At 63.0% G+C, this 18,309-nt stretch carries 24 protein-coding genes; 11 read left to right on the plus strand and 13 right to left on the minus strand.

Going from position 1 to position 18,309, the window contains the following annotated elements; translation table 11 throughout:
* The first annotated feature begins 60 nt into the window (after positions 1–60).
* Both ACT3UA_RS15270 and ACT3UA_RS15275 read left to right on the plus strand, forming a co-directional pair.
* The gene (locus ACT3UA_RS15270) at positions 61–558 is read left to right on the plus strand and encodes a GNAT family N-acetyltransferase (protein ID WP_096288945.1); all 498 of its coding nucleotides are present in this window, start codon (positions 61–63) and stop codon (positions 556–558) included.
* A gap of 275 nt (positions 559–833) precedes the next feature.
* Positions 834–1,373, plus strand: coding sequence for a 2'-5' RNA ligase family protein (locus ACT3UA_RS15275; protein WP_096288890.1), 540 nt, complete (start codon positions 834–836; stop codon positions 1,371–1,373).
* Between the two features lie 75 nt (positions 1,374–1,448).
* On the opposite strand, the gene ACT3UA_RS15280 is transcribed toward ACT3UA_RS15275, so the two are convergent.
* From ACT3UA_RS15280 to ACT3UA_RS15290, 3 genes are all read right to left on the minus strand, one after another.
* Positions 1,449–2,336, minus strand: coding sequence for a macrolide 2'-phosphotransferase (locus tag ACT3UA_RS15280; RefSeq protein WP_096288943.1), 888 nt, complete (start codon positions 2,334–2,336; stop codon positions 1,449–1,451).
* A 273-nt stretch (positions 2,337–2,609) separates the two neighbouring features.
* Complete coding sequence (locus tag ACT3UA_RS15285; protein WP_096288888.1) at positions 2,610–3,608, minus strand: SRPBCC family protein; 999 nt, start codon at positions 3,606–3,608, stop codon at positions 2,610–2,612.
* A complete protein-coding gene (locus tag ACT3UA_RS15290; RefSeq protein WP_096288886.1) occupies positions 3,605–3,850 on the minus strand; it encodes a hypothetical protein in 246 nt (81 codons plus the stop codon). The genes ACT3UA_RS15285 and ACT3UA_RS15290 overlap by 4 nt, the downstream gene beginning before the upstream one ends.
* Before the next feature lie 315 nt (positions 3,851–4,165).
* Here ACT3UA_RS15290 and ACT3UA_RS15295 point away from each other — a divergent pair, with 315 nt between their 5' ends.
* From ACT3UA_RS15295 to ACT3UA_RS15305, 3 genes are all read left to right on the plus strand, one after another.
* A complete protein-coding gene (locus tag ACT3UA_RS15295; RefSeq protein ID WP_096288884.1) occupies positions 4,166–4,810 on the plus strand; it encodes a dihydrofolate reductase family protein in 645 nt (214 codons plus the stop codon).
* A 153-nt stretch (positions 4,811–4,963) separates the two neighbouring features.
* Positions 4,964–5,263 (plus strand): DUF7716 domain-containing protein, encoded by a 300-nt coding sequence (locus tag ACT3UA_RS15300; RefSeq protein WP_141393612.1) that lies wholly within the window; start codon positions 4,964–4,966, stop codon positions 5,261–5,263.
* 3 nt (positions 5,264–5,266) lie between these two features.
* Complete coding sequence (locus ACT3UA_RS15305) at positions 5,267–5,668, plus strand: SMI1/KNR4 family protein (RefSeq protein WP_096288880.1); 402 nt, start codon at positions 5,267–5,269, stop codon at positions 5,666–5,668.
* A 340-nt stretch (positions 5,669–6,008) separates the two neighbouring features.
* On the opposite strand, the gene ACT3UA_RS15310 is transcribed toward ACT3UA_RS15305, so the two are convergent.
* The 5 genes from ACT3UA_RS15310 to ACT3UA_RS15330 form a co-directional block, all read right to left on the minus strand.
* Positions 6,009–6,599, minus strand: coding sequence for a GNAT family N-acetyltransferase (locus ACT3UA_RS15310; protein WP_096288878.1), 591 nt, complete (start codon positions 6,597–6,599; stop codon positions 6,009–6,011).
* Entirely contained in the window at positions 6,596–7,201 is a 606-nt protein-coding gene (locus ACT3UA_RS15315; RefSeq protein ID WP_255248534.1) for a TetR/AcrR family transcriptional regulator, read from the minus strand. The genes ACT3UA_RS15310 and ACT3UA_RS15315 overlap by 4 nt, the downstream gene beginning before the upstream one ends.
* A 325-nt stretch (positions 7,202–7,526) precedes the next feature.
* Positions 7,527–8,705: a Cmx/CmrA family chloramphenicol efflux MFS transporter gene (locus ACT3UA_RS15320; protein WP_096288874.1), complete on the minus strand. Its 1,179-nt coding sequence runs from the start codon at positions 8,703–8,705 to the stop codon at positions 7,527–7,529.
* A gap of 239 nt (positions 8,706–8,944) precedes the next feature.
* Positions 8,945–9,592, minus strand: a complete 648-nt coding sequence (locus ACT3UA_RS15325; RefSeq protein ID WP_096288872.1) for an NAD(P)-dependent oxidoreductase — start codon at positions 9,590–9,592, stop codon at positions 8,945–8,947.
* Positions 9,589–10,509, minus strand: a complete 921-nt coding sequence (locus ACT3UA_RS15330; protein WP_096288870.1) for an EamA family transporter — start codon at positions 10,507–10,509, stop codon at positions 9,589–9,591. The genes ACT3UA_RS15325 and ACT3UA_RS15330 overlap by 4 nt, the downstream gene beginning before the upstream one ends.
* Positions 10,510–10,566: 57 nt before the next feature.
* Between ACT3UA_RS15330 and ACT3UA_RS15335 the strand changes: the two genes are divergently transcribed.
* The 5 genes from ACT3UA_RS15335 (at position 10,567) to ACT3UA_RS15355 (ending at position 13,692) form a co-directional block, all read left to right on the plus strand.
* Positions 10,567–11,466, plus strand: coding sequence for a LysR family transcriptional regulator (locus ACT3UA_RS15335; RefSeq protein ID WP_255248533.1), 900 nt, complete (start codon positions 10,567–10,569; stop codon positions 11,464–11,466).
* Positions 11,467–11,575: 109 nt separating this feature from the next.
* On the plus strand, positions 11,576–12,124 hold the full coding sequence (locus ACT3UA_RS15340) for a GNAT family N-acetyltransferase (protein ID WP_096288866.1): 549 nt from the start codon (positions 11,576–11,578) through the stop codon (positions 12,122–12,124).
* An 84-nt stretch (positions 12,125–12,208) separates the two neighbouring features.
* Positions 12,209–12,568 carry a Cd(II)/Pb(II)-sensing metalloregulatory transcriptional regulator CmtR gene (cmtR, locus tag ACT3UA_RS15345; protein ID WP_096288864.1) on the plus strand — a complete coding sequence of 120 codons (360 nt, stop codon included), beginning with the start codon at positions 12,209–12,211 and terminating at the stop codon, positions 12,566–12,568.
* Positions 12,568–13,248 carry a cation transporter gene (locus tag ACT3UA_RS15350; protein ID WP_096288862.1) on the plus strand — a complete coding sequence of 227 codons (681 nt, stop codon included), beginning with the start codon at positions 12,568–12,570 and terminating at the stop codon, positions 13,246–13,248. Before cmtR ends, ACT3UA_RS15350 begins: the two co-directional genes overlap by 1 nt.
* A gap of 36 nt (positions 13,249–13,284) precedes the next feature.
* The gene (locus ACT3UA_RS15355; protein WP_096288860.1) at positions 13,285–13,692 is read left to right on the plus strand and encodes a hypothetical protein; all 408 of its coding nucleotides are present in this window, start codon (positions 13,285–13,287) and stop codon (positions 13,690–13,692) included.
* A 68-nt stretch (positions 13,693–13,760) separates the two neighbouring features.
* Here ACT3UA_RS15355 and ACT3UA_RS15360 read toward each other — a convergent pair whose 3' ends face one another.
* Both ACT3UA_RS15360 and ACT3UA_RS15365 read right to left on the minus strand, forming a co-directional pair.
* Positions 13,761–14,483 carry a hypothetical protein gene (locus ACT3UA_RS15360; protein ID WP_096288858.1) on the minus strand — a complete coding sequence of 241 codons (723 nt, stop codon included), beginning with the start codon at positions 14,481–14,483 and terminating at the stop codon, positions 13,761–13,763.
* Between the two features lie 29 nt (positions 14,484–14,512).
* On the minus strand, positions 14,513–15,082 hold the full coding sequence (locus tag ACT3UA_RS15365) for a CDP-alcohol phosphatidyltransferase family protein (RefSeq protein ID WP_096288856.1): 570 nt from the start codon (positions 15,080–15,082) through the stop codon (positions 14,513–14,515).
* A 171-nt stretch (positions 15,083–15,253) separates the two neighbouring features.
* On the opposite strand from ACT3UA_RS15365, the gene ACT3UA_RS15370 reads away from it, so the two are divergent.
* On the plus strand, positions 15,254–16,021 hold the full coding sequence (locus ACT3UA_RS15370; protein WP_096288853.1) for an isocitrate lyase/PEP mutase family protein: 768 nt from the start codon (positions 15,254–15,256) through the stop codon (positions 16,019–16,021).
* A gap of 117 nt (positions 16,022–16,138) precedes the next feature.
* Here the strand turns inward: ACT3UA_RS15370 and ACT3UA_RS15375 are convergent, their stop codons facing one another.
* From ACT3UA_RS15375 to ACT3UA_RS15385, 3 genes are all read right to left on the minus strand, one after another.
* Positions 16,139–16,633: a DinB family protein gene (locus ACT3UA_RS15375; protein WP_096288851.1), complete on the minus strand. Its 495-nt coding sequence runs from the start codon at positions 16,631–16,633 to the stop codon at positions 16,139–16,141.
* Between the two features lie 32 nt (positions 16,634–16,665).
* Entirely contained in the window at positions 16,666–17,778 is a 1,113-nt protein-coding gene (locus ACT3UA_RS15380; protein ID WP_096288941.1) for a DNA alkylation repair protein, read from the minus strand.
* Between the two features lie 143 nt (positions 17,779–17,921).
* A complete protein-coding gene (locus ACT3UA_RS15385; RefSeq protein ID WP_096288849.1) occupies positions 17,922–18,218 on the minus strand; it encodes a Fe-S cluster assembly protein HesB in 297 nt (98 codons plus the stop codon).
* Positions 18,219–18,309 lie beyond the last annotated feature (91 nt).

An 18,309-nucleotide genomic window follows, 5' to 3' on the forward strand; every position in this document is an offset into this window, starting at 1 on the left:
TGGGCTACGCTCGGATAGGACGGTTAGCGCGCTTTGCGAGAGGTCGATGCGGTTGTGAAGATGAATAGTGCACCTTGGACGGCGGGACGTGATGCCCAGCTCCCGGAAGACACCGCACGATTGTTGTCAACCGTTCCCGAATGGTTTGGGCAGCCTGAATCCAATGCGGAGTACATCGACGCCGCGCGCACCAAAGAAACCTGGACGGTTCGGGACAACGCAGGGAAAGTCATCGGACTCACGCTGGTCGACCGGCATTTTCCGCACGTCGCGGAAATCCATCTGACAGTTGTTGATCGTGAATTCCATGGATCCGGCGTGGGCAGTGCGATGGTTGAGGCGCTCGAAGCCGAGGCGCTCGGCAACGGGGTCAAGCTGCTGGAAGTGAAGACGCTCGGAGCATCGCATCCGGATGAAGGATATCGACGCACGCGCCACTTTTATGAAAAGTGCGGTTTTCTTGCTCTGGAGGAGACCAACCTGTGGGGCGAAGATACCCCTTGTCTGATTATGGTGAAGCCGCTATTCCCGAAGGCAACAATCAGGCGTCGAAGCTGAACCGACTATTCTTGGGTCTGATCTGTACCGCACTGCAATCCGGGATTCGCGCAATTATATGGACCGCCGGGAAGCCCTTGAACTGCCTCAAGCACTAGGCCTCTAAGCTGTGGCAAAGCCAAGGGAGTAAGCACTCTGTTGTTTACCCCGGCCAACGAGAGTTATTGGGAATACCTCTGCCTTTTCATCGACCCGCTCCATGAGCGATATGGTGGGGAAGCCCAACCGGTAAACTGTCGCCGTCAAGGGATAAGGTGCAGGATAAGGAAGCGCTGATGAGAAGCTCGCCAGAAAACATCTTGTTGCGATTGGCGGATGCCGAGGAGCAACAGATCCGCGAGGTGTTCGCGCGTCTTTCCGAGTGTGGGTTTCCGGTGCAACAGCAGACGCCGCATATCACCATCACCTTTTCACCTGCAATGGCCGATGAGGTTGCGCAATGTTCTGCGCGGTTGCTTCCTGCGCTGATCCCGGCACGGCTGGAGCGTGTGGGCACCGTTGTTTTCGGAACGAAGCGAAAGCAAACCGTCGCCTGGTTGCTTGAAACCTCCGAAGAACTGGAATCTGCTGCACGCGAGATTAGCGCGCTGAACCCGGATGGTCGAGGGTCGAGATGGACTCCGCATCTGACGATGGGCCTGCGGTTGCCACGAGAAATCGTCCCGGACTACATTCGTGCATTGGATGAGCTGACTCCACGGAATTTGGAGCAGCTCACCGCTATCCGGGCGGCACTGTGGAAACCAATCAGCGGTGAGCTCACCGTACTTGCCGAGGCGAGCAACGCTCACGAGACAAGAATCCGAGCGGACTAGATTGCACTTGTCGGCCGGACAGCCATGGACGAAGTCCGGTACTCAGCGCGGCGGCAAAGTCTCTGGGCAGTCGGCCTAGGAATTGAGCTGGGCCGCTGCGGCCTTGAGATGTTCGTCGGCCCCGGTCTGCAGCGCGAAGAGGCCGTAATCAACGGCGGCGGTACTGAAAAGTTCGGCGCAGTGCTCCGCCAAAAGCGGAGAAACCACCCCGCCTTGAGCTACGTACCGGGCCACGGTGGCATCGAACGCCTGCGGAGAAACGCTTGCCTGGTGGAAGACGAAATCCCGGGCCGGGTCGCCGATGGCCGCGGTGGTCCAGTCCAGTATGCTGTCGATGCGCTCGCCGGTCATCAGTTGGTGCGCGGGATAAATTTCTCCGTGCGTCACGGTGGTGTGCTGCGGCCAGTACCGGTCATCGGCCAACCAGGCGTTCCAGCGGTCCTGCAAATCTGGGGCTACCTCAAATTCGTTCACGACTGTGGCGATGTCCTCTCGCTTGCGTTGGCGCACGGAGTCGGGAGTGAACACCTCGATCCCGCTGTCGGCAACTACCCGTGGATCCACCGCATGCAATTGCGCAATCACATCCGCCAAGGAGTGCGCGTAGTGCCGGGATTCCAGGTCGAAATGCCAGTGTGGCTGCCCTGCCTCGTCGAGGGTGAGCCCCGGTTCGCCGGGCAATAGCGGATAGGCGATCAACTGCTCGCTATGGATTTTCCAATCGGGAATCGCTACGTCCAGGTGCGGCGCTAGGCAGTGGAGCAGCCGGCCTTCTACCGCCGCGCGTTCGGTGACATCGGGGCGACGTGGAATCCGCAGTACCCAGGAATCGCCGGAATTTGTGGTGCCGATGGCGACCTGGAAATCCAAGCCTAGTTCGTTGATGGTGATACTCGAAGGATCCAGCGTCAATCCGTGGATCTCGGCCAGCGCACAAATTTCTCGAATCGCAGAGTTTTCCATGATCCCAGCCTTGCTGGTTGAGCGGGAAAAGTACATAGCGGTGCTGGCACCTGGCCGGCTGAACATCACCGAGCCGCTGAGCACGAGGGCCCCGTCAAGGCCGCGAAGCCCAACCTTTCGTCGAGGGACTGGGGTGGCGATTCGATCCAGGCATGGCGCTGGCCCGTTTGAATTTAGTCTCCCTCGCCTCTGGAATCTGGACGGGCCCGATAGTTGGTTTGTCGCTTGGACTGGCAGCGAAGAGGCACCACAGAGCTGTGAGCAGTGGAGCGCTTAGCGGAAAACTCGGCCGATGCCACCGCTCAGTTGCGACAGCTGCATCCAGATCCCGAAACGAACGAGCGGGCGAAGGAGCAGTTCGATCCATGGGTGAACGACGCGGTTGGCATTGCGTTCCCAGCGCAGGTGGATATGAAGCTGGGTGCCGCCAGCTGCAGGCTCCAACTCAATACGTATTCGCTTGATGTTGGCCCGCGCCGATTCTGGAAAGGTGAACTGCCACTCGATCAATGTTGCGTCTCTGCATGCGACAAGCTCGACATCCTGGGTCTGGAATTCAGGCTTAATTCGAAGCTGCTTGCCATCGGGCCGCTGCGTGCGAGTGCGTGCGCTCCAGCGTTCGCCAATATGGATGCGTCCCAGTGGATCGTTGCCGGCGATTTCATTGATAGTCGGTTCCCACTGAGGTATCCGCGACGGGCTGTAGAGCAAAACCCAGACCTGTTCAACGGCAGCGGGAATAAATGCCTCGATGCTTCCCGAACGTTGGTCCGGCCGAATGCTGTGTCGTGGCTTGAAGGCAGTGAAGTGCTGGGCTTCATCGATTAGCGCGATCACCTGATCGGGTGCCGTATTTAGCCGCCGTAGTATTTGGTCGATCATGCCGCTCGGCTCCGTCATGAGTTCACCCAGTACGTCAGCGGCAGTTCCCCGACGCCCGCCGCCGCTCGCGCGTTTGATCACGGCTAACGCGCGGTCGCTCCATTCGTAGCCACCGGTTTCATGGAAGACGATCCGCCCTTGTGGCGGGAGTCCGCTGTTGACGCCGAGCGAGGCGAGTTGTGCCGAATGCTGCTCGTTGACGGCAGCTCTTGCCGATTCAAGAGTGATCCCCATGCTTCGCAGGACCTGTCCGGCGCTCTGCTCGCTGAGGACGAGTGCAAGAAGCAGATGCTCGATGTCGGCGGTGCGCTGTCCGATGCGGGAGGCTTCCTCCATGGCGGCGAGCGAGAGCGTGTGCGATGTAGTTGCCGCGTCGCTGAACTTGCTCAATGGGCCCTCCTTGCTACGGGGATAGTCTGATCGACCTTCTTCGCGTACTTCTTGTGCGCTGCCTGGCGGGAGACCCCGAGTGCGTCGGCAATGTTCTGCCAGCTCATGCCCAAGCGCAGGGCCGCCTCAACTTGCGCGAGTTCGAGCCGCTCGGTGAGTGCACGCAGGGAAGCGATAGCGCGAAGCCCGGAGCGTGGGTCGCTGGTGTCTGCCGCGACCGTGGTGATCTGTGTTGACTCCATGCTGTCAACCTACGTTGCCAAGCAATCGCCTGTCAACAAAGGTTGCTAGCCGGGTGTCTGTGGCGGGGGATTGGTTGGACTTACCGGTGATTGTTAGGTGTGGCGACGAGATAGGAGCCCGCATCAAGATCTAATAATGCCAAGAAACCCGCATTCTGAGAGGCGTTTTCCCGGATCGCAGCAGTGGAGCTGAGAACATCATGCCCGTCAAGGAGCTCGCTCTCCAGATATTCGGCCGCCAAACCGATTGCGGATCGAAAATGCTCTGCGCTAGGGTTCAAGTGATTCCAGCTCTCAAGAGCTTAGGGAGTTGCCATGGTCCGGACGCGGGTACATAACTTGCTAGTTTCCTCGGATGGCTATGCCGCAGGTGAGTACGTGACGCTCGAGAAGCCGATCGGTGACGCCCGCGCGCTTTTCGGCAAATTCGACGGACGCGTCATCCACGGCATCCATGGCATCGATGACCCGGTGACCGTGGATCGGGCCATGTTCAGCATGTGGGGCCAGGGGATCGGGGCGGAGATCATGGGCCGCCGTAAATTCGGTCCGCAGATGGGCGAATGGCCCGATGACGGCTGGGAAGGGTGGTGGGGAGACGAACCGCCCTTCCTCACCCCGGTGTACATCCTGACCCACTATCCGCGCCAGAAACTCGAATTCGCCAACGGCACCAGCTTCCACTTCGTCGATGCGTCGCCGGAGCAAGCGCTTGGCCTGGCGCAGGAAGCGGCCGGCGGGTTGGATGTCCGGATTGGCGGTGGACCATCGACCGTGAGCCAGTTCTTGCAGGCTGATCTCATCGACTTCCTGCATGTGGTGATCGTTCCGATCGTGCTCGGTTCCGGAGTCCGGATCTGGGATCACCTGGCCGGCTTGGAAGACCGCTTCAGCGTCGAATCCATTGGCACCTCCAGCGGACTGACCCATCAGTTGTGGAACAGGACGAGCCGCGAGTGAAGTTCTCATGTGGCCACCAAGTGGAAACCATGAACTGGAATTCTGCCTTTCTGCGTCCAATGCCTGCCTGGGAGCTGTAAATGCATCCTGCCGCACGCCGCTGGCCTGTCTGAACGAGGGAAGCTGAGAACCATGAGAATGCTGCTGGGGGATGTGTTGCGGACCGCGGGCGATCTGCCGTGGACGCACGCGCTGTATGCTTCCGCAGGCCGGCGGCTCTTCGAGGAGTCCGCGCCGGTGCTGGTCTGGGATGTGGATGACGTCTCCGATGCCGCCACGGATCTGCCGGCCGAAGCGATCGCGCTCGACTACGAGTATGTCCTCGCGATCGATGACGTGCAAAGCATCGTCGCCAATGCCCTAGCGCAGCGACCTGGCGCGACAACCGCGGAGCTGCTCCTCGCGTTCCAGCACTATCTAGACCGCGACGCTTTCATCGTGTGGGAAGGGTGAACCATGCTCTCAAGAGAGGCACTGAGCGAGAAGTTCACCCTGCATCCGCCCGCCTCGCCCGCTGTTCTGGAAACCGAGCGGGGCGAGTATGGCGGTCCGCTGCCCGAGGAATATGTGGATTTGCTTCGGATCTCCAACGGTCTGTACACCGAAGGGAACCTGAGCATCCTCGGGGCCGAGGGCGTAGTGCAACGCAACGTCGACTACGAGGTGCAGGCCTACCTGCCCGGCTACTTCATGATCGGCGACGACGGCGGCGGGACCGCGATCCTGCTGAACCTGCAGGACCGTGGCATCTACGAGGTGGACATGGGCGTCATGGATGAGCAGAGCATGGAACGCAACGCCGGTTCCCTCGATGAATTGCTCCGGCTCGGCACGTGCCTGGCCGAGCGCAACGGCTAGCGAGGGAACAAGCACCGGCGGGCACCTTGATGAAATTGATCAATCTAGTTAAGCCATTGAGCTGCGTCTGATTCCGGTGCGGGCGCCAGCCTCGGGCGCGTTGCCCTGCCCGTGGCTATTGAATGTTTCTGCTGGGATCGGCTGACTTTTCGCAAGCAGCTACACGGTGCGGGAATAGCGGTATCCCCAAAAATCGCGAGCACGCTCAATCCGGGACGAGCTCAGGGGGTTCAACGCAGGATCCAACGGGCCATTCAATTACTACGGAGCACAGTGGCAATGGAGTAGCACCTTGAAAAGTCGCAAAGCTGTGGTTCCGTCAAGTCCATTGTTCTCCTCGTTATTCTGAGCTCCGGATTCTCATCGACAGATAGTTCGAGAATCCGGCACGCTTGGCAAACTTCACCGGGCGCGAGTGCGATTCACGGAATCCGAGCTTGCGGTATAGCGCCAACGCGGCGGTGTTCGTATTCTTGATGTCTCGGAGCACGAATTCCTGGTAAGGCAACCGCAGCAAATGCTTCATCAGAGCGGTTGCGACGCCCTGGCCTTGACGTTGTGGCACGGTGGTCACGAAGCCGATCTCGGCCAGAGCGGGCCGTGCGTCCGCGTAGGCCCCGAGGAACTGGCTCCGAACGATAAAGTAGCTGATTGCTCCGTGCCAGTTTCCCAACGCACGCCGAAATTCACGTCCGCTGGGCTTGAAGCACTCCTGATCTCCTTCCGTCAGGGTCGCAACCGCCGCAGGTTCTCCATCGACCAGTGCAATATAGAAGCGCTCTAGGATGATCATGTGTTCGAAAGCGTCCGCCAGAACCTGCGGGTCTTTCGAGAAGTACTTGAAGTCGTCGGCAAATCCGTGGATTAGCACCGCGGTGATGTCCCGGCGGGAGTTCTCGCCAAGCTCGTCGCCACGTTTGATCTCGATCATGGGTTTCCCTCGCCAGTTAGTAGGCGAAGCACAACGTCTGCGCCTGAGTCGGTCAACGCGTCCTGGATGACCAGGCGCATGTTCGCAATACCCGACAGCATTGCGAAATAATAGGCGGTTAGTTGCTCCGGATCGCCATCTGCGAACTGTCCGGAGGTTTGTCCCCGACGGATGAGCTCGGCGAAGGCTTCCCAGAGAGAGCCCTGTTCGGCCGCGAGCCGTGCCGCCGTTCCTGCCGGGGTGTCGCTCAGGAATCCTTGGTTGATCACGAGATAGAACTCGGCTGCCTCTTGATCTCCCGCAAGGTCGGAGAGGAAGTCATGTGTGAAACCGCGCACTAAGGCGAGCGGATCGCCGTCGCCCGAAAGAGTATCGGAGACCGCTTCTAGGCCGGCCGCGGCTTGCTTGAGCAGGTCGTCGAAGAGGACTTCCTTGCTCGCATAATGCCGGTAGATGGATCCGATGCTGAGCCCAGCTTCTTCCGCGATGTGCCGGATGCTCGACGCAGCAAATCCATGCCGTGCAAAAATGCGGACGGCGGCGCGCTCGATCGCCTGGCGCGTAGTCTCGCGCAAGGCCCGATTCTGTTCTGCTACACGCACGAACACCTCCATAGAATGAACTGATGTTCATTCTATGGATTTCAGACCTGGCGTGCAATGCTCATCTGTTATCGAATGGCTGACCGTCGATGTTTTCGCCACGGAACAATAGCGGGATTCGCGATTCGCACGATCCGTAGTCCTTATCTGGATAATATCCAGCTCGTCCCTTCCCCGGAAGGCCAGGCTTGCGACTCGACGCAGATTTCCTTGCGGTCACCGCATCAGCATGATTGCTGCTCTGGCTCCTCGAATTGGCCGCTGAATAAGAGCTGCAGAGCTGTGCGCCCCGGGGCATTTGCGGCAGGCACCGAACTGCAGAGCGTCAGCAATTGGCGTCCGCAGGAGTCTTCGCCTGGGTGCGCCCCGCCAAGGGCATGATCAGCAGCGCGATCGCCGTCAGCGCGGAGGCCACCCAGATGGGGGAGAGCAGGCCCAGCCCGGTGGCCAGGCCGAATGCACCCAGCGCGGGCCCGGCAGCGGCTCCGATGTTCAGCGCCGCGGTGGCGTACGAGCCACCCATCGTCGGCGCCCCCGAAGCCGCGTACAGCACTTGTGTGATCAGGGTGCTGCCCACGCCGAACGACAGCGCTCCCTGCACGAACAGCAGGATTATCAGGGCGCCCGGATGGGATGCGCTCAAGGCCAAGGCAACCCAGCCTGCAAGCAGCAGCGGTCCGCCGAAGGCGAGCACGGCCCCCGAATGCCGATCCGCGAGCCGCCCCGCGAGCGTGACGCCGAGGAACGACCCGCCGCCGAAGATCACCAGGGCTACGGGTATCCACCCTTCGGCCAGCTGCGCGTGTTCGGTGACTACCGGTGCCAGGAAGGTGAACGCGGCGAAGGTGCCGCCGTTGACCAGGGCGCCGAGTCCCAGGGCGAGAATCAGGCGCGGCGTGGCTAGCTCGCCGAGTTCCACGCGCAGCCTCGGAGCGCCCGAAGCGTCCGCGGGCTGCCCGGCAGTTGGCCCGAGACCGCGCAGGATGCCAATGGCTGCGGGAATGCAGAGGACGGCGATCGCCCAGAATGTGGTGCGCCAGCCCATCGCCGTGCCCAGCAGCGCCCCCGCGGGCACGCCCGCGATGGTTGCGAGCGTGGTTCCAGCGAGCAGGATCGACAGCGCGCGCCCCTTCTGGTTCTCCGGCACGAGCGTGCCGGCCGCGCTCAGTGCGACGGCGAGAAATCCGGCGTTGGCGAGGGCGCCGAGCACGCGGGTGATGAGCAGAATCGAAAACAGGGGCGTTATCGCTCCGATCACGTGGCTTGCGGCAAAGAGGAGAAGGCAGAGCAGCAGCGTGAGCCGCGGCGGCCAACGCCGGGCGAAAGCGGCCATCACCGGCGCACCGATGACCATGCCTAGCGCAAAGGCGGAGGTCAGCAGCCCGGCAGTGCCGAGGGGCACACCAAGTTCGGTGGCGATAGCGGGCAGCAGGCCCGCGAGCATGAATTCTGAGGTGCCCATGACAAAAACGGCCAGGGCAAGCAGGTAGAGAGCAAAAGGCATCGAGGACTCCGAGGTGAGAGGTCAAAAGGGGGTTCCTTTTTGTCACCACGGCCAGGGGCCCGGATAAGTCAGGCACGCGTGCGCGCAGGGCGCGGCGCTGGTGCTTAGCGGTTCAGGGGACTGGCGGGGTGACCGGCAGTCCCCGACTTGTCTGACTCGGGACTCGACATGCCTGAAACTATACATGGTGCCGATGCGCCGCATTCCGGAATTTCCGCCGGGCTGCCCGGGAGAGTGGATCAGCAGGAGGCGGCTTGCGCGACGGTGAAATGCTGGCCGCCGCCAGGGCCCTCAAGTTCGTCGAGCACGGAGATGGCTAGGTCGGCCGCGGTGATCCGCGAGATGCCGTGCGCATCGGTGAGCAGTGTGCCCCGCCCGCGCCGATAACCGCCCGTGCGCTCGCCGGGTTCGAGAATCGCCGGCGGGCTCAGGTAGATCCATCCGCTGTAGGGGTGCCGCTGGCAGGTTTTGAACTGGTCGAGGCTGGCCTGCGCGACGTGCTTCCACGCAGCGGGCACGTAGTCGGGGTCTTCGATCAAGAGCCGGCCGGGATCCGTCGGGGAGCGCAGCGGTGCCGCGCCGCCGACGATCAGCACCCGAGTGCCGTGCTGCTCGGCGGCGTCCAAAACGCCTCGGGTGAGCGGCGCCAATCGGGACTCTTCGCCCGGGCCGAGCCGGATGGCGAGCACCGCCGCGTCGGCCTTGGCGAGCACCGGGTGCAACGCTGCGGTGTCGGCTGCATCAACGGCCAGTGTGCTCAGCCGGTCGTGGCGAGGTGCGGCGTGGTGCCCTCGGGAGAGCGCGATGACGTGGTGTCCGCGGTCGAGGGCTTCTGCGGCGATGGCTTTGCCGGCCATGCCGGTGGCGCCGAGAACTGCAATGTTCATGCGGGGAACCGTGCTTTCTTCTTCGTTGGGCCCAGTTGACCGGCGACCATGGCGATGAGCGCGACGGCGAAGCCGAAAAGTTGGCCTGGGGTGAGGACCTCGGCGGCGATGGCCGCGCCGAGGGTTGCGGCTACCAGCGGGGAAAGCAGCCCGAGCAGTGCGGTCGCGGTCACCGGCAGCCGGCGGATGCCGGAGAACCATAGTCCGTAGGTCAACAGCGCGCCGATCAGGCTCAGCCACAGGTATCCGGCGACCGCCGGGCCATCGATGCCCGGCGGGATTCCGTCGAAGAGCATGGCCGGGATGAGCAGCAGCAGTCCGGCGGCGGTGAGCTGCCAGCCGGCGAGTCCGATCGCCGAGACGCCCTCGGGCCTGCCCCATTTCTTCGTGAGCACGACGCCGGTGCCCATCGAGGCGGCCCCGGCTAGGCCCGCGAGGATGCCGAGGGGATCAAGGCCCGCGTCGGGACCGAGCACCACGAGGCCGACCCCGGCCATGCCGCCGAGGCCCCAGATGACCCGCCATGCGGAGAGCTTTTCGTGCAGGATTGCTCCGGCGAGCAGCGCCACCACGATCGGCTGCGACGCACCCAAGGTGGCGGCGATGCCGCCGGGCAGGTGCTGGGCGGCGAGGAACAAGAGCGGAAAGAACGCGCCCATGTTCAGCGTGCCGAGAACCAGGGACTTCCACCACCAGGACCCGCGCGGCAGCCGCCGGGCGATCAGCAGGGCGAGCAACCCGGCGGGCAGCGAGCGCATCAGCGCTGCGAAGAAGGGATGCCCCTCGGGCAGCAAGTGCGTCGTGACGATGTAGGTCGTGCCCCATACGGCCGGGGCGATCGCCGTCAGCAGCGTCCAGCCGATGCGCGAGGTCAGCAGGGTGCCGGGAACTGGCAGCGGGATCGTCGTTGTGTTCATATATTCATCTTCTGCCGAACCGAATCATGAGTCCAACACATTGTTGTCATGCCATCGATGAACTGCAATCATGAATGCATGGAACTTCAGCAGATGCGCTATGCGGTCGCGGTCGCCGAGGAACGCAGCTTCACCCGCGCCGCCGCGCGCTGCCACGTGGTGCAGTCCGCGCTCAGCCACCAGATCAAGGCCCTGGAACGCGAACTGGGTCTCAGCCTATTTGCCCGCACCAGCCGCCGCGTCGAAGTCACTGCCGCCGGCGAAGCGTTCCTCGTCTCGGCCAGGCTGAGCCTCGACGCGGCCGAACGCGCGGCCTCGGCTGCCGCCGCCGCGACCGGCGAGATCCGCGGCACGCTGACCATCGGGGTGATTCCGACGGTGACTGCGCTCGACATTCCCGCGGTGCTTGGAGCTTTCCACCGTGCACATCCAGCGGTGGGGATCAGGCTGCGCGGCGGAGGCAGCGACGAATTCATCGCAGCCATCGCCGACGGAAGCATGGATGTGGCCGTGCTGGGGCTCCCCGGGGCGATACCGCACGGCGGGGTCGACGCCAGCGTGCTGGCGCGTGAACGGCTCGTCGCCGTCGTATCCGCGCAGCATGCGCTCGCCGGCCGGGGAGAACTGCGGCTGGTGGAGCTGGCCGAGGAGACGTTTGTGGACTTCCCCGTAGGCACAACCGGACGAGCCCCCTCGGATCTTGCCTTCGCGGCGGCCGGGATCCGTCGTGAGGTCGCGTTCGAGGCGATGAGCACCGACCTCATGCTGGGCCTGGTGCGCAGCAACCTCGCCATCGCGCTCCTGTCCCCGGCGGTGATCCCCGACAGCGGCGACTTCCGCGCCATCCCGATCAGCGACGGGCCCACGCGCATCGAGTACCTGGCGTGGAGCGGCTTCAACCTCTCGCCGGCGGCCAAGGCTTTTCTGGACGGTCTGCATGGTTCTGCAAGCGCCTGAATCCCCACGGTCCGGGCCTCGCGGAGGCATTCCAATCGAGCCGGGCCGATCCACGACTTCAACCTCAGGCTCCGGGTTGAGATTCTCGAGATTGTGCCAGAATGATTTCATGATTCTGCCGACCCCGACCATGGAGACCGAACGCCTGCGCTTGCGTCCCTTCACGGATGCCGACGCGGAGGACCTTTTCGCCTTGCAAAGCGATGTCCAGGTGCTGCGTTATTGGGACTCGCCGCCCTGGGATGACCGGGCGTCGATCGCCCGATTCATGGTGGGGTGCAGGAAAATGGCGGAGGAAGGCAGCGGTGCCCGCGTGGCCATTGAACGCCGCTCCGACCAGGCTTTCATCGGCTGGTGCACGCTGAACAGCTGGAATCCGGCATTTCGAAGCGCTTCTCTGGGATATTGCCTCAACCAGGCCGCCTGGGGCAACGGCTATGCGACGGAAGCGGCGCACGCCCTGCTGCGCTGGGCGTTCGGCGCCTTCGACCTCAATCGCATCCAATCCGAGGTCGATACCCGCAATGCCGCATCGGCTCGGGTGCTCGAAAAACTGGGCTTCCGCTTGGAAGGCACCTTGCGCGAGGACTGCATCGTCGATGGCGTGGTATACGACTCCTGGGTGTATGGCTTGTTGCGCAGCGAGTGGGCCGGTTGAGCGGCACATGGCGATGTCAAAGGGATCGGGCACTTGATCTGGAGCCCCTGACATATAGGTCAGTATGCGCTGTATAGTCATTGTATGCTGACTATTGCTTCTCGCCTGGATGTCATGAACCGGCTCGGCCGGGCCATGGCCGATCCGACCCGCTCCCGCATCTTGATGACCCTGCTCGGTGGGGCGAGCTACCCGGCGGTGCTCTCGCGGGACCTGGAATTGACCCGCTCGAACGTCTCGAATCACCTGGCCTGCCTGCGCGATTGCGGGATCGTGGTCGCCGAACCCGAGGGCCGGCAAACCCGCTACGAGATCGCCGACCCGCACCTCGCCGCGGCGCTCACCGCGCTCGTGGACGTGACCTTGGCCGTGGACGAAAGCGCGACGTGCCTGGATCCGGCCTGTGTGGTCCCGGGCTGCTGCGCAAAGGGTGCCGTGCAGTGATGGCCGCGGAGCTCACGCTGGCACGGAGGGACGTGCTGCGGCGGCGGATCAAGATCGTCGTGGCAATCACGATCTCCTGGAACGTGATCGAGGCCGTGATCGCGCTGATCGCCGGTTCGGCCGCCTCCTCGGCGGCGCTGATCGGCTTCGGACTGGACTCGATCGTCGAGGTCCTCTCTGCCGCGGCGGTGGCTTGGCAGTTCGCCGCGCCCGACCCCGGACGCCGGGAGAAGACCGCGCTGCGGGTTATCGCGGTCTCGTTCTTCGCTTTGGCTGCCTACGTCTCGGTGGATGCCGTGCTTTCGCTCTCCGGGCTGCGCGAGCCGGAACACTCCCCGGTGGGTATCGCGATCGCCGGGTTGAGCCTCATCGTCATGCCGCTGTTCAGCTGGTTCGAGCGCCGCACGGGCCGCGAGCTCGGGTCCGCCTCCGCGGTCGCAGATTCCAAGCAGACCCTCATCTGCGCCTACCTGAGCGCCGCCCTGCTCGCCGGCCTGCTGCTCAACAGCCTGCTCGGGTGGGCATGGGCCGACTCGGTCGCCGCACTCGTGATCGCCGTCTTTGCCATCCGCGAAGGAGTCGAAGCGTGGAAGGGCGATGCCTGCTGTGCCGCCCCGCTGGCCGTGCTCACCGGGGAACGGGAGACAGAGGCGTGCAACGATGAGTGCAGTGACCACTGACCGAGCCAAAAGCTTCCCGATTGCTAATCTGGGAAGATGAACATTCGGCGAGCCGTGCTTCGCGGCCTGATGCTGTGGTTGATCTTCTCGCTGGTCGGGATCGGCATCGTGGCGGTACCCGACAATGGTGGTGCGGTTTTCCGGCTGAGCCAGGGGCATGGGCCTTCGCCGTGGGATCTGCTCGGTATCGCGATGCTGCTGCTCGGCTGGGTCCTTTTCCTCGTGCCGCTCATCCGGGCCCGAGCGCTGTGGCCGGTTCCCGGTCTCGTCCTCGGCGGGTTCTTGGCCGGCCTGGCAATAGTAGTGTGGTCGGTGCTCTCGGATACCGGATCGTGGTGGATTCTTGGTGCCTCGCTATCAGCCGGGGTCCAGCTGGTGGCCGCAATTGCGGTCGCCGCCGGGCGGAGCCCTAGCCGGCGCGGAGTTCGTCCGCAACGGGAATAGCCCCAAGGCAGCTCATGGCACGGGCCGCCGCATCTGGCTGCGGGGCTGCAACCGGTCGACGGCGGCCGCTACTTCGAGGCTAGCTGCCGTTGAATCCGCCGCCCGGTGCAGAAGCCCACGATCGGTTGCAATGCGATGCCGAGCGCCGCGAGCACGATCCACAGGGCCAGATTCGCCTCGGCAGGCGGGGACATGAACAACCCGGAGCCAAGCCACATGCCGATACCGGCGACGGCAAACAGGAATACGTAACCGAGGAGCTTGCACGGCATTTTGCTGGCCGTCATCCCCAGGAGAGCCAATGACGACCAGAAGAACGAGGCGATGACAAACAGCGCCGACAGCCCAAATGCCAGTGGCTCAGAGATGTACCAAGCGGCAACGGTTGTGCCGTAGATATTTTGGTCGACGGCTATGGGCCAACTGATCATGAAGATCAGCATCAGCAGGACTGCTGCCAGCGTGGAGAGCATTAAGAGTTGAGGCAGGCCTTTGGCGGGCAATCCCGAATCCGGGCGCTTGGAGTCAACGCCCAGGAAGGTGAAGAGCAATGCGCACATGGCGACGGCGATGCCGGACCATGCGCCATCTCGCTGGACTTCATTGATGTGGTTTGTGGTCAGGAGCCCGGTAGCGGACAGCAACACCAAGATGGTCCCCATGACCGCGACGAAGATCGCCTTGTAGAACATTGTCCGGAGCACCGGAATCCAGATCAGCGGCGAATCACCCTTGGCGCGCTTTGACGTTTGCTGATCCGATTTTGCTGCGCGTCGGTTAAGGGAACCCATCTGACTATTCTGCCTCAATGCGGCGGGAGCTAGGGTGCCTTGCGCTGTTCGCTGGCGGTCTTCCGCATGATCCGCAGGTAGCCGAAACCGACGAACAGATGCAGCAGGGCACCAGCGGCGAGAATGTAGACACCCGGGGTGAAGAGCACCGAAAGCTGATCGATGCGCCCCAGCGCAACACAGGCCAAGCCCAGCATCATGATCCCTGTTCTGATCTTTCCAAGCCATGTTGATTCCGGCGGGGAAGACAGGCGCAAGAAGAAGTAGGTGCACAGCAAGGTCAGATCGGTGATGAAGATGGCCAACCCGATCCACAGCGGAACCGATCCGTTCAGCACAAAGGCGATGGCGATGGCAACGATGCCGAGGCGGTCGGCGATGGGATCGAGCAGAATGCCGAGCCGGGAAACCTGGCCGAACTTGCGTGCGATGAAACCGTCGATCCAATCGCTCAGGCCGAAGGCCAGCAGCAAGATGGCGGTGAGCACCGGCCGCGTATCGGAGATCAGGTAGCCGCAGATGGGTATGACCAGCAGGAAGCGGAGCACCGTGATGGCGTTGGGGATCGTTGCCCAATCATGCTTACGTCCCGAGCGCATCGCCACCGTTTTCTCCTTTTCTCCTACGTTGAACGATTGCCTACTGTGGAGAAAATTACAAGAGCTCGGGAGGCTTCGCGGGGATTAAAACACTGATTGGAAGCCACCCTAGAGTGCGGATACGGTCACTGGTACGCTGAGCCTTGTTCAGCGACTCCAAGGAGAACCCACATGTCTGATGTCACACAGCTCGCCCAGAAGCTCACCGACCTGCACGATTCCGGCCGTACTTTGGTTCTTCCCACGGTTTGGGATACCTGGAGCGCCAATGTTGCGGTCAGTGCGGGATTTGAAGGTCTCACCATCGGAAGCCACCCCGTAGCGGATGCCACGGGCAGCGCAGATGGCGAAAAGATGGACTTCAAGGATTATTTGCGCCACAGCCAAGTCATTATGGATTCGGTCAGCATCCCGGTCAGCGTCGATGTTGAATCCGGCTACGGACTGGAACCAGCGGAACTTATCGGGCGGCTTCTCGATGCTGGCGCCGCCGGAGCGAACATCGAGGATGTGGTGCACTCCGAGTCAAAGCGCGTGCGCGAGCGCCAGGAACATGCCGATTACATCGCCGCCGCGCGCCAGAGCGCCGATGAGGCGGGTGTTTCCTTTGTTATCAATGGGCGCACCGACGCGTTGAAATTCGGCACCGACGTCTTCGCGGACCCCGCCGAAGAAGCGATCGCCCGGATGAAGCTGATGGAGCAGGCCGGCGCGCGTGCGGTCTACCCCGTGGGGCTGAGCACCGCCGAACAGGTCCGGCGCTTTGTCGACGCGGTGCAGATCCCGGTCAACGTCACCGCTCATCCGGTCAAAGCCCACGGCGCAGGGAACCTCGCGGAGCTCGGCTCGCTCGGAGTTCGCCGCGTGACCTTCGGCCCGCTATGGCAAATATGGTTGGCAGAACTTTCCGCGGCGGAACTGGCCAAATGGGTCAAGTAGCCCGTCGCGAAAGGTAATTTGCGCTGGAGCGCAGTCCTCGATCGGGACGGCTAACTTCCCGATCGAGGATGACCGATCCCCTGGGGGAGCGGCCAGCCTCAGACGTGGCTTCAGCGATCAGGCCAGGGTTCCGGCCGCGTAGGCGGCCTGTCCGACATGCTGGATTGCATCGTCGAGCATGGAGAGCAGCCGAACCCCGCGGGTCACCGGCGGCTCCCACGCGCGGTCGACGATCTCATCGAGCTGCGCTTCGCCCAAGGTTCGGACGTACCCGCTCAGCGCGGCGAGCGTTGCCTCGAGGTAGTCGAGCAGCAGCTGCTGGTCCTCGACGACAATGCTCCTCGCCTGCTCTGGGCTGTGCCCGTAGCCGAAGCCCATCCCGATCTCGCCGAGCTCAAACCGCTCGCCGAAGTCTTCCCAGACCTGGCGCCGGTCGTTGAGCTCGGCTAATTGCACATCGAGTTCCCGGGCGCTATGCCACAGCAGCCAGGCAATTGAATTCGGGTGTCCCGCAGGATGCGCGTTGAGCTGCGCGGCGCCGAGCGGTGGAAGATTTCGGGCGGCCGACAGCGGCCGCGTAGCCAGCTGGATGAGCATCTCTTTGGAATCCATATTCCACATTGTGCCCCGCTCGCCGCGCTATGTCAGCCCGGAGGCTCGGCGAGCAGCTCAAAGTGCACGGTGTGCGTGGGAACCCCATTGATCTGCAATGCGATCCCATGAAGCCCGGGATAATACCGGCGGGTGGTGATCGCCCGGAATGAATGGGAACGGCCGATGTCCAGGCTTTCGCCCGGTGCCAAGGTGCGCGTGGCAAGTTTGAAGACCTTGGCGCTGGTGGACCCGTTGGCCTTGAGATGGTGGACGAGGTAGTCGATGGCCAGCGCGCTCGGCTCGGCGCCGGCATTGCGGATGGCCGCGGTGAATTCCACGCTTCCACCCCATGGAACTTGTTGCTGGCCGAGCCGCGGGCCGTCGATCTCCAACGTCGCCGGAGCAAAGCCGAGGACCGCCAGGGCCTGGGGATCTCCGCGCTTGATCAAGGTACGCAGTCCGTGCTTCACCAGCGGCAGTGTGGTTTTCTCGGGAGCTTGCAGCCAGCGGCGAGCGGTCTGCGTGACCAGCTGCGGAGCATCGCGGCTCAGGTCGTTCAGGTGGTTCGCCACGGAACGACGCACATACTGGCTTTCATCGCGGTACAGCGCATCGAGGATGGGGATGGTGCGGCCGGGCGTCGCGGTGAGCTGCGGAACGCGAACCGCCCAGGGCAGATAGGGGCGGGTGCCCTCGCTGGCCAGCCGGCGCACGTGCTCGTCAGGGGACCGGGTCCACTCTTCGGCGATCTCCAGGGCCTTGTCCAGGTCATGGATGAGCAGCGTCCGAATGGCGAACTCCGCGGTCAATCTCCCGGTGAGCGCGGCCAGCAGGGCCATAGCGTCGTTGAATGCCGCGGAGGTATTCTCCCGTACCGCACGGGTCGCCACCGCGCTGGTCACCGGCCAGATCATCCAACCGGTGAAGGTCGCGGAACGCTCGCTGGCTTCTCGAATGACCGTTGCCAGCCGCGCGTAGTCTTCGGGGAATTCCGACAGCAGGGCATCGCGCAGGGCATCGGCGCGTTCGCGCAGGCTCAGCTCGGCCAGAGCGGCACTGGCTGCCGGCAGGAATTGCAAGGGCTGCTCCGGGACGATGGCCTGGATCTCATGGGCGAGCTGTTCGGCGACATCGGCACCGATGAGTTGATCGGCGAAAGGCATAATGCCATTGTTTCCCGCATCTGCGGGATCTGCGAATTCTGCGATCGGGGAATTCGGATGAAGCGCTGGGCTGATGCCCACAAAGCCTGCGAGGGCCGCCCGGCTGGGCGACCCTCGCGGGAAGCTTAAGGAGCGAACCGAGGTTAGCTTTTAGGGAGGATCTGGAAGCTGACGGCGCCTTGCTCGTCTACGGCCGCGTCGAGCACCTTGTCGTCGAGCTCATCGGTGATCAGCTCGTCGAGGTAAACCGGGCTTCCTTCGCCGCGAACTACCACGTCGGCTGGTTCCGGTGCGGGAACGATCTGCACCGCGAAGGCTGCTTCGTTCGGTGCTCCGGCACCTTCGGACTGATGGATTCGGAGTCCGGCATCTGCTGCCTCGGACTGGTTGGTGACGATCGCGGTAACGATCGTATCTGCCTGGTCGGTCAGTGTGAGCACGAGGCTCTCCTTCCGGTTGCGGACATGCCAAGATCAGGGCACGTGGGTGCCACCATTCCAAAAACAAGCACGAATCTCAACCCCGCTTAAC

Source organism: Glutamicibacter sp. 363 (genome assembly GCF_052379505.1).
Lineage (GTDB): Bacteria > Actinomycetota > Actinomycetes > Actinomycetales > Micrococcaceae > Glutamicibacter.